This window comes from Mesorhizobium sp. Mes31, assembly GCF_024519675.1.
Classification (GTDB): Bacteria; Pseudomonadota; Alphaproteobacteria; order Rhizobiales; family Rhizobiaceae; genus Mesorhizobium.
Genome location: NZ_JALJRL010000041.1, coordinates 1 through 12,480 on the forward strand (window position 1 = coordinate 1; position 12,480 = coordinate 12,480).

Genomic DNA, 12,480 nt, shown 5'->3' on the forward strand with positions numbered 1-12,480 from the left:
TGGAATTTCCCTCATCGACGTATCGGCATCTCACCAATGGAACGGTGCTGGAGGCGTACTGCGATGCGTGGACTCGACGACTTTCTGGCAGAGTGCGACCATGGTCCGCGGATCAACGGACTCGCCGGCTTTTTCGCGGCGACCGCGGCCGGAAAGAGCGGGATGCCAATCAGGAAGCCCGTGGCCGACGCCCGCCTTCTGCCGAGCGATGAACTGCAGCGCGATCTGGTTGCCCTGCACGCGACCCGCCAGGGCTTTTTTGACCAGCACTATCACGGCAGCATTCCCTACAGGTTGGAAGAGGAGTGCCGGATGGCCCGCGCGGTGCTGAAATACGCACGGCACCGTGGCGCTCCGCTTGCGCTATACAGCCTTGGAACAGCGGAAGGCACCATGGCGAGAACGTTGTCGGAACTGTCCGAGGGACAGATACGCACGCTGTCGTGCAGCCCAAACGCGGAGAATTACACGAGCTTCATGGCCTACGGCGAACCGCCGCACGCCGACTTCTTCATTGGTCCCTTCCATAAGTTGACCAAGGACGTTCTCCGTTCAGATCCGCGACTGGCAAATTTCGCGCACGGGTTCGATATTATTCTGGAGGATACGACCTTTCAGATGTACTCGCCCAACAGATCGGGACAGATCGAGTTCGTGACCCAGCACCTCAAGCACGACGGGATCTTCGTCTTCGTCGAGAAGTTCCGGGCTGCCGCGGAGCCGGATTACAGGCGTCGCGAATACCAGAAGGATTTCGGCTTCAAGGCGCGCTATTTTCCCCCAGACGAAATCGAGAAGAAGCAAACCCTCGTTCTGGATACGATGTTCGGCAATGAGGTCACTTTGGCGCAGATGGCTGACGCGATACGCGCGCATTTCAGCTACTGCTCCCTGACCTGGAATAGCGGAAATTTCTGTAGCCTCGCGGCGAGCAATAGCGAGGAAAACCTGAACCGGTACCTTTCCCAGATGGCCACGCCAGCCATTCCGCACGAGTACGTCTACGAAACCAGCTTGTATCCGACCCTGCCGGTTAGCGTCGCCGCCGCGCAGGAATAGGCTCCTGAGCCTTGGGACAGGTCAACAACACGCTCCGCCGTTTGGACCATGTCTTCGCAGCTGTCGACCATGGCAGCCTCAGGCAGGCTGCCAGAGCTCTCAGAGTGAGGGAATCCTGCGTCAGCCGCAACATCGTTGCTCTCGAGCAATTGCTGGACATGCAGTTGTTTGACCGCGACGTCCATGGCGTTCGGCTGACCGAGGCAGGTCGGGACTGGGTCGATCTTGTCCGCGCTCATTATGAAGGCTTGCGCGATGCCCTTGCCGGAAGTAGTCGCGGTCACCAGGATGCCAGAACAGTCAGGATAGGGTTATGCGCCCAGATGGGACGCACGTTCGTGGCACGTCTCATCGATCGTTTTGGCCGTTTGCATCCGGACGTGTGCGTCGCGATCGAAGACGTTCCAGTCGAACAGTGCCTGGCGGCTATACGCCGCCGGCGCCTCGACATCGTCTTCACGCATGGGCTTGAGAACGCCGCCCTATGCCGTAGCGAGATATTTGCGCACGAGCGCTTGTTCGTTCTCCTGCCCTGTTGCCATCCGCTTGCTGAAAGGCCTGCGGTCACATGGGCAGATCTTGCAGATACGAGCCTGCTGGTTTCAGGCGCATCGCCGCAGGATCTGGGTTTGCTGGAGCATATCGCTGCGAATGGTGGCCCCACTGTCCAGATATGTCGCGCCAGCGAAGCGACGGTCATCCTCAAGGTGCAACTCGGTCAAGGCGTGACTCTGGCGGGCGAGGGTTTTGCCAGGACAGTCGCCATCGACGCCACGGTGTGGAAACCGATCGGTGGCCAGAGCAGCATCAGTTTGATCAAGGCAGTGTGGCTGGAATCGAACCCAAAGCGCGCGCTTTTGCGGCTGGTTGGGACCGCAAGAAACATGGTGACTGCAACGCAACCCGGGCCTACCCCGGTCAATGCAGGAAGTACGGAACGCCGCGGCTCGATTTCTGAAGTCACGCCATGACTGGGAGGCGCGATTGACGGGTTTGACTTCAGTCGTCCGGATTTTTAGACACCCACCGAGCGTTTTGCGCTGGCAAAGCCCCGATCCGTCGCAATGAAGCGTTCCAACATCGCAACGATGAGGCGCGGCGCATCGGCGGGCCGTTGCCCTGCGTCGCGGCCGAGTATCTCGGCATAGGCGGTCAGGTCACGATGCAGTGCCGCGGGGAGTTCCACCATGACCTTGACGGGTTTGTCGTCGGCAATTAGCCCCAGTTTCAGCTTGGTCATTTTCAGCCTCCGTAAGGTTCAAGCACGAGATCGCGCGTGACGATGACGCGAACCGGGAATCCGGGTCGGATGGTGAGCGTCGGCGCTATGTTGAGCTGCCGCTGGACGATCTGCTGGCCTGTCTGGCTGATGCTGTCGGACGCACCCTGGCGCAGGGCGCGCATGATGTCGCTCTCCTGGCCCGATGAGCCTGCCTGCGCACCGATGCTCAGAACCGTGGAAAGTGCTGCAGCCTTGAACAGTTCGCCCCAATGATAGTCGACGCCGTCCTCGAGGCCAGCATAGCCCTCGGCGTCCGCGCCGGGCTCACGTTCCAGAACGATAGAGCGCCCGTCAGGAAAAATCAGCCTGGTCCAGACCAGCAACACGCGACGCTGGCCGAAGCCCACACCATTGTCATACTGGCCGATGAGGCGCGTGCCCTGCGGAATGAGAAGGACGTGGCCGGTGGGGCTGTCATAGACATTCTCCGTTACCTGCGCGGTAATCTGGCCCGGCAGGTCAGAACGAATGCCGGTGATGAGGGCGGCTGCGATGACGGCGCCCGCCTGCAGGACGTTCTTCGACGCTGGCGCCGCGACGCGGTCAGGCGAGACGGTGCGCTTGTCCGGCGGCTGATCGAGGAACGCGAGCTGCCGGTCCTGCGCCGAGGGCGTCGCCGGCTGCGGCGCGAGGCCAAGGCTGGCGAGGTCGGTCCGTGGCATGGTGTCTGTCGCGGCTCGAGCGACAGTCGCGTCACTGGCGGGCCGTGTTTGCGTGGACGCGAACAGACGCGCGGTCCTCGCCGCTTCCAGCTCCTGTTCCCGGCGCTGCTCCTGCGGGTCCGGTCCAACCAGACCGGTCGATGGCGCGGGGCCGCCATTTTGCGCGTTAAGAATCGGGCGACCGAGATCACCGGGAAGCGGTGGGCCAAGCTTCGGAACGCCAGAATAGTCCTTCGGCAGGCCGGCAAGCCCATCGGGTGTCGAACGATTATCGGTTGAATACAACTCCTGACCCTGGCCTTGTTGACGGTTCTGCAGCGCATAAATGAGCGCACCGCCGACAGTGAGGCTTGCGGCGAGCCCCAATCCGGCCAGCGCCTTGCGGGACAGACGCGTCACGCGCGGCGGCTCGGCGCGCAGCCGCATGGCCGCGGCCGGCTCGCCTGTCAACGGCCGGGCGTCATCCTCAGCGGATGCCTCCGGCCCGGCGTCATTCCCCGGCCCCCGGCCTTCTTCCTTCCCGGGACCCATTTTGTCGCTCATGATGACGACCCTCCCCTGTCTGTTCGGAGGTACGTCGCTGGCGGGGTCTCACCAGGGCCACGCATCCATGAAAATCGACTGCTCTTCACCCCATCGGTGCGGGAGACGCGGACGCGCTTCTGGTTCTTGCCGGCTCCGAAGCGCAACTCGGCGGCGGCAAACAGCCGGTCGACGATGATGTAGTTGCCGCGCACGCGATAGTTCACCAGCTCGGACGTGTCGCCTTCCGGCCCAACCACGAAGAGTGGCGGCATCTCGCCCTGGCCGATGCCTCGCGGGAACTCGATGAACACCTGCTTGCCATCGTCGAAGGCGCGCAATGGCCGCCACGGTGCTCGATCGCCTGTCACGTCGTTTACCGGAAATTCACACGAGAGAGATCGATGCCGGTCGAGACGGGCTGTGCAGCTTCGGCCTCTTGGTTCTGACGGCGCAAGGCAATGAGTTGGTCCTGCGGGTACTGCCAGGAAACCGATGCCATATAGGTGGACGGCGTCGAGCGCAGTTCCATGTGATAGGTACGCCGATCGGTATTGATGACGAGATTTGTGAGAAGGTCGGCGCGCGTCGGCTTGACGAGGATGTGGACTTGCTTGGCCCCGCCCGTTCCGCTCTCGGTATCGCCGATGATCCAGCGCACGGTGTCGCCGGCGGCGACGGGACCGGAGCCGACGAGCTGCTCGCCGGGCTGGAGCGCGATGTCGGTGATCTGCCCCGGCGAGGCATAGACCTGATAGAGCGCGCCATCGACAAACTGATAGACCTGCATCGAGTTGATGAAGCCGTTGCGGACAGGCTGGACGCGCGCTGCGGCGTTGGCCAGGTTCACGCGCGCGGTCGGATCGGTCGGTTCCGGCTCGGGCTTTGCGTCCTTGCCGACCGGCTTCAACTGGCCTGGAAGCGGCAGCGGCTTTGACATCTCTACCACCTTGACGGGCGGGGGCGGATCGACGGCCTGCACGGCCGGGACCGGATCGTCATAAGAAATCTCCGGCGGCTTCTGCCTGGTGGCACAGCCTGCAAGCGCCGAAGTGCAAAGCAGAAGTGCTGGAAAGGCCATCTTGCGGAAAACCGGCACTGCGTGGATGAGGAAAGTTGGACACCCCCAGTGGGCGGCCTTGAAGAGTGCGGGCGTCATTGTCCAAGCTCCTTCGACCAGTTGATGGCGTTGATGTAGATGCCGAGCGGGTTCTTCCTCAGCGCGTCGGCGTCGCGCGGGGGCTGCACGACAATTGTGAGGATCGCAGACCAGCGCTCCGTGGAAGCAAGGGAACCGTCCTGATAGCGGCGTTCGACCCAGGCGATGCGGAAGCTCACCGGCGATGCGCGGATGACCGACGACACGTCGACGGCGACCTGTTGTTTGCCGACCTTGGTGAACGGGTCATTGGCGCGCGCATAGTCGTTGAGAGCCAGCGCCCCGCCCTGTGTCGCGAAGTCATAGGCGCGCAGCCAGTTCTGCCGCACGATGACCGGATCGGCGGGGATCGACCTCACCTGTTCGATGAAGTGCGCCAGGTAGAAGGCGATCTGCGGATCGTTCGGCTGATAGTCGCCGACCGCGGGGGCGACAGCCTGCGCCTGGCCGAGACGATCGACCTGCACCACCCAGGGCACGATGGAGCCGTTGGCGGATTGCCAGACGAGCGCGGCAGAGAACCCGGCGGCGAGCGCCAGGGAACCGAAGGCCATGTAACGCCAATTGCGCGCCTGCACGCGAGCGGAACCGATGCGGTCGTCCCAGACCTGGGCAGCGCGCTGGTAGGGCGTCTCGGGTTGTGGGGATTTGCCGTAGTGCGTGGACGGTCGTTTGAACATGCTTAGTCTCTTTCAGAGAGGTTGATCGAGGAGCCGCCGCCATGGCTGTCACCGCTGCGAACAGCGTGGGCGGCGGCCTGGACGCCGTGGGTCATCTGTTGCGAGCGCTTCATGCGTTTCGCCCAGGCGGGCTGACTTTCGGTTGCGGAAGACGCGGCGGGTGCAGAGCCAGCTTCGGCGGCGTTCGCGCCGATTGTGCCAGCGGTGGATGATCCGCCCGTCGTCTCGAAGGCAGCGCGAGCGCCCGACTGGTAGCTCCGCATCATGCTGCCTGCCGCATTATTGGCCGCGCGCTTCAGCGGTGAGATGGCGCCCTGGGCGGCAGCGATCATGACACCGCCGAGCCCGGATGCGACGCCGGAAAAACCAGACTCTCCGGCCGCGCCGAGATTGTAGGCTGTGGATGCCCTGCCCGCAGTCGCGGCACCGCCACGCGCCGCCGCTGCAGCACCGCCGCTGACAGCCGCGCCGCCGGACATCACGGCGCCGGCGGCCGCGGCGCCCACTGCTGCCATGCCGCCGGCGGCGAGCCCGGCGCCGACCGCCGCGCCCGCGCCGAGTTGCGGGCCGCCGGAGACGAGACCGTTGGCAATGCCCGGTCCAAAGATGCCAAGGCCGAGCAGGGACAGCGCGGCCAGCACGATCGCCATGGCATCGTCGATCGACGGCGTGTTGCCGCCGAAGCCTGCGGTGAACTCGGAAAAGAGGGTCGAGCCGATGCCGATGATGACGGCGAGCACCAGCACCTTGATGCCGGACGAGATGACGTTGCCAAGCACGCGCTCGGCCATGAAGGCGGATTTGCCGAACAGACCGAAGGGGATCAGCACGAAACCGGCGAGCGTCGTCAGCTTGAACTCGATCAGCGTGACGAAGAGCTGGATCGCGAGGATGAAGAAGGCCAGCAGCACCAGCGCCCAGGCGAAGAACATGCAGGCGATCTGGATGAAGTTCTCGAAGAAGGACCAATAGCCCATCAAGTTCGAGATCGAATCCAGCAACGGCCGGCCGGCGTCGAGCCCGGTCTGCGCCACCTTGCCCGGGCGCATGAGATCGTTGACGGTAAAACCCGTACCCGAGGCCTTCAGGCCAAGACCCGCGAAGCTTTCGAAGACGATGCGGGCGAGATTGTTCCAGTTGGAGATGAGATAGGCAAAAACGCCGACGAACAGGATCTTCTTGACGAGGCGCGCCATGATGTCGTCGTCCGCGCCCCAGGACCAGAAGAGCGCAGCCAAGGTCACGTCAATAACGATCAGGGTTGTGGCGATGAAGCCGACCTCGCCGCCGAGCAGGCCGAAGCCGCTGTCGATGTAGCGCGTGAAGACTTCGAGGAAATGGTCAATGACGCCCATGCCGCCCATGTCAGCGAATCTCCGGCCGAGGCGGCTCGACCTGCAGCGCGGGAGCGGTCACATCCGTCCCCTGCCCTTCTTTCCGGTCGGGCGACGCCACATTTGGAAACAGCGTTGTCGGCGCTACCGGAGCAGGCGCGGCTGCCGCGTCACGTTGACCGAGAAACCGGCGCCGGCTTTCTGCCCATGCCTTCAAGCAACCGGGATCGCGAGGACCGGCCTCGCCGATCCGGGAACAGCGGCGCAGTTCGGCCGCGAGCGGGTCTTGTGACGCGATGGAACGGTCCCGGGTCGCAAGGGCGTCAGGCTCATCGTCCTTGCTGCTCATCTCGATCACGGTCACTGTCAAAGCGACCGCGATGAAGACGACTGCGCCGATGCGAGCGAAGATCTTGCCATCCATCGCGCCGGCCTCAGTTCTTGCCATAGAACATCTGCGCACTGCCGGACTGGTAGCCCGAGCCCTGCGTCAGGAAGCGGCGGCGCTGCTCGCGGCCCTGGTCGGCGGCGGTGGCCTGCTCGGCCGATTGCAACGTCTGCGCCCGACCGTTCGCGGCGACGACAGCGGTGAGATCGGCAAGCTGCTGGGCCTGAAGCGCGAGGAGCTGGTTGCCGGCCTGTGTTGCCTGAAGCGCGCCGGTCGCACCCTGGCTCTGGCCGACCAGCGCCGACATCTCGTTGCGATTGGTGTCGATGTTGCCGACGACGCCCGCCTGCACACGCATGGCATCCTGAAGGCCACCAACCGTGTTGCCCCAGCGCGAGCGCGCGTCGGCGACGAGTTGCTGATCCGAAGCCGACAGCGAGACGTTGCCATATTCCTGCTTGAAGGCCTGATCGATCTGCTGGACGTCATAGGCAACGTTCTGCGCTTGACCGAGCAATTGCTGCGTACGCTGCACGGACTGCTGGAGCTGTTGCAGTGAGGAGAATGGCAGGCTTGCGAGATTGCGGGCCTGGTTGATGAGCATCTGCGCCTGGTTCTGAAGCGAGGTGATCTGGTTGGTGATCTGCTCGAGTGAGCGCGCTGCCGTCAGGACGTTTTGCGAATAGTTCGAGGGATCGAAGACGATCAAGGCCTGTGCCGGGGTCGCCAGCATGGGCGAGAATGCGGCGGGTGCGGCAAGCAGGGCGGCAGCGAACCGCATGGCAAGTGAACGGCGCATTTTCATGGGGACTTCTCCTTGTTGGTGAGGGCGGGGCTGGTTAGGGCGGGAACGAGTTCAGCGGCCCAGCCCAAATTGCGGTGGGTCAGCCAGGCAGCGAGGAACCCGTCGCGGCCATGCTCGGCGACGATGCGGGCGATCGCGGCCTGGTCGGTCTTCGCGGATACAGCGCAAAGCGCGAGGGCCACATCCGACAAGCCGAGCTCGAACAGCCGGTTGCCGCGGCGGGACTGGCAGTAATAGTCGCGCTTCGGCATCGCCCGCGCGATGATCTCGATCTGCCGATCGTTGAGGCCGAAGCGGCGATAGATCGCCGTGATCTGCGGATCGATGGCGCGCTCGTTCGGCAGGAGAAGCCGGGTCTGGCAGCTCTCGATGATCGCGGGCGCGATTGCCGAACCATCGATGTCGCTGAGCGACTGCGTGGCGAAGATGACGCTGGCGTTTTTCTTGCGCAGCGTCTTCAGCCATTCGCGGAGCTGGCCGGCAAAGCCCTCATCGTCCAGCGCAAGCCAGCCTTCGTCGATGATGAGAAGGGTTGGCGAGCCATCGAGCCGGTCCTCGATGCGGTGGAAGAGATAGGACAGGACGGCGGGCGCGGCACCCGTTCCGATCAGTCCTTCGGTCTCGAATGCCTGGACCGACGCCGATCCGAGATGTTCGCGCTCGGCATCGAGCAACCGGCCGTAGGGACCCCCAACGCAATAGGGGCGCAATGCCTGCTTGAGATCATTTGATTGCAGCAGCACGACCAGACCGGTGATGGTGCGCTCCTCAACAGGCGCGGACGCCAGGGAGCTCAACGCCGTCCAGATATGCTCCTTGACCTCAGGCGTGATCGCCACATTCTCGCGCGTCAGGATCGCCACGATCCAGTCGGCGGCCCAGGCGCGCTCGGGGACATCATGAATGCGGGCGAACGGCTGAAGGCTGACGCTGTCGAAGGCCCCATCGCTGAGATCGCCGCCGAGATCATGCCAGTCGCCGCCCATGGCGAGTGCCGCCGCGCGAATCGAGCCGCCGAAATCGAAGGCGAATACCTGTGACCCTGCATAGCGGCGGAACTGCAGCGCCATCAGTGCCAACAGCACCGACTTGCCCGCGCCGGTCGGGCCGACGATCAGCGTATGGCCGACGTCGCCGACATGAAGCGAAAGCCGGAACGAGGTCGAGCCTTCGGTCTTGCCGAAGAGCAGAGGGGGCGCTGCAAAATGCTCGTCTCGTTCCGGCCCCGCCCACACCGCGGAAAGCGGGATGATGTGGGCGAGATTGAGGGTGGAGATGGGAGGTTGACGGACGTTGGCGTAAACATGACCCGGCAGGCTGCCGAGCCAGGCGTCGACGGCGTTGATGGTTTCGATGATCGCCGTGAAATCGCGGCCCTGGATCACCTTTTCGACCCGGCGCAGTTTTTCGTCGGCGATGCCGGGATCATCGTCCCACACCGTTACCGTCGCGGTGACATAGGCCATGCCGGCATAGTCGGCGCCGAGTTCCTGCAGCGCCATGTCGGCGTCGGCGGCCTTGTTTGCGGCGTCGGTATCCACGAGGACGGACGCCTCGTTGGTCATCACCTCCTTGAGGATCGCCGCGACCGATTTGCGCTTGGCGAACCATTGACGCCGGATCTTTCTCAGCAGCCTGGTCGCATCGGTCTTGTCGAGCAGGATCGCGCGTGTCGACCAGCGATACGGAAACGCCAGCCGGTTCAGTTCGTCGAGCAGACCCGGCGTGGTCGCGGTCGGGAACCCCGTGACCGTGAGAATGCGCAGGTGCGACGCGCCAAGCCGCGGCTCGAGCCCGCCGGTCAGCGGCTGGTCGGCCAGCATGGCGTCGAGATACATCGGCGTTTCGGGAACGCGGACACGGTGGCGATTGGTCGAGACGCAGCCATGCAGGTAGGTCAGCGTCTCGGCGTCATCGAGCCAACTGCACTCCGGCATGAAGGCTTCGACAAGGCGCAGGACGCGCTCGCTGCGATCGGCGAACCCGGCCAGCACCGCATTGGGGTCGAGGCCCTTCTTCTCGCGGCCTTCGTAGAGCCAGCTTTCCGCTCGCGCGGTGTCATCGGCGGGCGCAAGATAGGTGAGGGTGAGGAAGTAGCTGGACTCGAAATGCGCGCCAGCCTCCTCGAAGCCCGCCTTTCGTTCCGCATCGACCAGCGTGGAGGCCGCATCCGGAAAGCTGCTGTCGGGATAACGGGTCGAGGCATGGCGCTGCGCCTCGACGAAGATCGCCCAGCCGGAGCCGAGACGGCGCAAGGCATTGTTGAGCCGGCCGGCGACGGCAATCAGTTCGGCCGGAACGGCGCTGTCGAGATCAGGACCGCGAAAGCGCGCGGTGCGCAGGAAGCTGCCGTCCTTGTTGAGGACGGTTCCGGCGCCGACCAATGCCACCCAGGGCAGGAAGTCGGCGAGCCGGTTGCTACGGTTGCGATATTCGGCAAGGTTCATCATCCAATGGCCCCCTTAGACCGTGAGATGCGCCGGGATGCGCAAATGCCGGCGAACGACGTCGACGAAAAGCGGATCGCGCTTGGCGGCCCAGACGGCGGCAACATGGCCGATCGCCCAGATTGCGAGGCCGACGAGCCAGAGACGCAGTCCCAGCCCCACGGCGCCGGCAAGGGTCCCGTTCATGATGGCAATGGCGCGCGGGGCGCCACCGAGCAGGATCGGCTCGGTCAGCGCGCGGTGCACGAGGACCGAATAGCCCGGCACTGTATAATCCGGCATCGGGCCGCCCTGTTCGACAGCGCCCGCCATCAGACCAGCGCCCCGCCGCCGAACGAGAAGAACGACAGGAAGAAGCTCGACGCCGCGAAGGCGATCGACAGACCGAACACGATCTGGATGAGCCGGCGGAAGCCTCCCGACGTGTCGCCGAAGGCGAGCGTCAGGCCGGTGATTATGATGATGATCACCGCCATGATCTTGGCGACCGGGCCCTCGATCGACTGGAGGATCTGTTGCAGCGGCTATTCCCACGGCATCGACGAGCCGGAGGCATGAGCGGGCGCTGCCATCACCAGGATGAGCGTGGGAACCGAAACGGTCATGGCGAGGCGATGGCGCGCGAGGCGCAGGCGTTGGATCACGGATTTTCTCCTTCAGGGCTTTGGATGAGCAAGGTCGGGCTGTCGTCGCCATCGAGGACGGCTGGCGCGACCCGGTAATCACCGTCCGGGCGAAGGCCGTCGACACGGGCGAGTTCGGACAGCCGGCGCGCGGAGCCGCGGCCGGAAAGGACGGCAATCAGGTCGATCGTTTCGGCGATGAGCGCGCGTGGCACCGTGACGACGGCTTCCTGGATGAGCTGTTCCATCCGTCGCAGCGCGCCGATGGCGCTACCAGCGTGGATCGTGCCGAGGCCGCCGGGGTGGCCGGTGCCCCAGGCCTTGAGTAACTCGAGCGCCTCGGCTCCGCGCACCTCGCCGACCGGAATGCGGTCGGGGCGCAGGCGCAGCGATGAACGAACGAGATCGGAGAGCGAGGCGACGCCATCTTTCGTGCGCATCGCCACGAGATTGGGGGCGGCGCATTGCAGCTCGCGCGTATCCTCGATGATGACGACGCGATCGGCGGTCTTCGCCACTTCGGCCAGCAGTGCGTTGATCAGCGTGGTCTTGCCCGTGGATGTGCCGCCTGCAACGAGGATGTTCGCGCGGTTGGCAACGCCCTGGCGCAGCGTGTCCGCCTGCTCCGCCGACATGATTCTGGTCGCGACATAATCTTCGAGGGTGAAGATGGCGACGGCGGGCTTGCGGATCGCGAAGGCGGGCGCCGCGACGACGGGAGGAAGAAGCCCCTCGAACCGCTCGCCCGTCTCGGGCAGCTCAGCCGAGACGCGTGGGGCACCGGCATGGACTTCGGCACCGACATGATGAGCAACGAGGCGAACGATGCGCTCGCCGTCCGCTGCCGACAGGCGCTCTCCTGTGTCGGACAACCCCTCGGACAGGCGGTCGATCCACAAATGCCCATCGGGGTTGAGCATCACTTCGACGATGCTCGCATCGTCGAGATAGCTCGCGATCGCGGGTCCGAGCGCAGTGCGCAGCATGCGTGCGCCGCGCGCCAGACCTTCTGAATTGTGATGCGAAGCTGCCATCCTGTCCCCGTTTCGATCCGGGGAACATGGGCGGCCCCTGGACGGGGATGATTAAGAGAGCCGCATCTCGAGTGGTTTCAACACCTATATCGAGGCGTAGTAGCGTAGCGTGCAAATACAGGAGATTGGCGGTGCCGACCTGTAATCAAGGCTGACGATCTTCAGGCAAGGGCGGCGCTCGCCCTCAATTGTGCCCTCGTCGGCAAAGCCGACTGATCAAGCGGCTTCAGCACGAGTTGACCGTCGAGGCTTGTGGCGAACCACCACGTCGACCTTGTAGTCGAGCCGGTCCAGACAGCGAACCAGCCTGTCTATTGAAAACTTGCCCGTGCGCCCGGTGACGATCGCGGAGACGTCGGGTTGTTTCATACCGAGCAGTTCAGCCGACTTCGCCTGGGTCAGGCGCCGGCGCTTTATAATGGCGCGGATCTCGCGGGCCAGCTTGGCCTTGAGCAATTCCTCTTCGGGATTGTCAAAGCCGAGGT

Annotated in this window: 12 protein-coding genes and 2 pseudogenes; 2 read left to right on the forward strand and 12 right to left on the reverse strand. The window is 64.2% G+C overall.

Translation table 11 applies throughout. The features are described 5' to 3' along the window. Positions 1-63: 63 nt before the first annotated feature. A complete protein-coding gene (locus NR193_RS32815) occupies positions 64-1,059 on the forward strand; it encodes a class I SAM-dependent methyltransferase (RefSeq protein WP_256754805.1) in 996 nt (331 codons plus the stop codon). A gap of 11 nt (positions 1,060-1,070) precedes the next feature. Further along, entirely contained in the window at positions 1,071-2,030 is a 960-nt protein-coding gene (locus tag NR193_RS32820; protein WP_256754806.1) for a LysR family transcriptional regulator, read from the forward strand. A 44-nt stretch (positions 2,031-2,074) separates the two neighbouring features. Here the strand turns inward: NR193_RS32820 and NR193_RS32825 are convergent, their stop codons facing one another. From NR193_RS32825 to NR193_RS32880, 12 genes and pseudogenes are all read right to left on the reverse strand, one after another. Beyond that, positions 2,075-2,299, reverse strand: a complete 225-nt coding sequence (locus NR193_RS32825) for a DUF2274 domain-containing protein (protein ID WP_256754807.1) — start codon at positions 2,297-2,299, stop codon at positions 2,075-2,077. A gap of 2 nt (positions 2,300-2,301) precedes the next feature. Further along, complete coding sequence (locus tag NR193_RS32830; protein ID WP_256754808.1) at positions 2,302-3,546, reverse strand: TrbI/VirB10 family protein; 1,245 nt, start codon at positions 3,544-3,546, stop codon at positions 2,302-2,304. Continuing rightward, positions 3,543-4,684 (reverse strand): annotated as a pseudogene (trbG, locus tag NR193_RS32835) (P-type conjugative transfer protein TrbG). Before trbG ends, NR193_RS32830 begins: the two are co-directional and overlap by 4 nt. Then, the gene (gene trbF / locus NR193_RS32840) at positions 4,681-5,364 is read right to left on the reverse strand and encodes a conjugal transfer protein TrbF (protein WP_256754809.1); all 684 of its coding nucleotides are present in this window, start codon (positions 5,362-5,364) and stop codon (positions 4,681-4,683) included. The pseudogene trbG and the gene trbF overlap by 4 nt, the downstream one beginning before the upstream one ends. A 2-nt stretch (positions 5,365-5,366) precedes the next feature. Then, positions 5,367-6,728 (reverse strand): P-type conjugative transfer protein TrbL, encoded by a 1,362-nt coding sequence (trbL, locus tag NR193_RS32845; protein ID WP_256754811.1) that lies wholly within the window; start codon positions 6,726-6,728, stop codon positions 5,367-5,369. A gap of 1 nt (position 6,729) precedes the next feature. After that, positions 6,730-7,122 (reverse strand): putative entry exclusion protein TrbK-alt, encoded by a 393-nt coding sequence (gene trbK-alt, locus NR193_RS32850; protein ID WP_256754812.1) that lies wholly within the window; start codon positions 7,120-7,122, stop codon positions 6,730-6,732. A 10-nt stretch (positions 7,123-7,132) separates the two neighbouring features. Next, entirely contained in the window at positions 7,133-7,891 is a 759-nt protein-coding gene (gene trbJ, locus NR193_RS32855; protein ID WP_256754813.1) for a P-type conjugative transfer protein TrbJ, read from the reverse strand. Beyond that, positions 7,888-10,341 (reverse strand): conjugal transfer protein TrbE, encoded by a 2,454-nt coding sequence (trbE, locus tag NR193_RS32860; RefSeq protein WP_256754814.1) that lies wholly within the window; start codon positions 10,339-10,341, stop codon positions 7,888-7,890. Before trbE ends, trbJ begins: the two co-directional genes overlap by 4 nt. A gap of 12 nt (positions 10,342-10,353) precedes the next feature. Beyond that, positions 10,354-10,650 carry a VirB3 family type IV secretion system protein gene (locus tag NR193_RS32865; protein ID WP_256754815.1) on the reverse strand — a complete coding sequence of 99 codons (297 nt, stop codon included), beginning with the start codon at positions 10,648-10,650 and terminating at the stop codon, positions 10,354-10,356. Then, positions 10,650-10,943: pseudogene (locus NR193_RS32870) on the reverse strand (TrbC/VirB2 family protein). The gene NR193_RS32865 and the pseudogene NR193_RS32870 overlap by 1 nt, the downstream one beginning before the upstream one ends. Positions 10,944-10,978: 35 nt before the next feature. Continuing rightward, the gene (gene trbB, locus NR193_RS32875; RefSeq protein ID WP_256754816.1) at positions 10,979-11,995 is read right to left on the reverse strand and encodes a P-type conjugative transfer ATPase TrbB; all 1,017 of its coding nucleotides are present in this window, start codon (positions 11,993-11,995) and stop codon (positions 10,979-10,981) included. 216 nt (positions 11,996-12,211) lie between these two features. Continuing rightward, a partial coding sequence (locus NR193_RS32880) for a helix-turn-helix domain-containing protein (RefSeq protein WP_256754817.1) occupies positions 12,212-12,480 on the reverse strand: 269 nt, incomplete at its 5' end.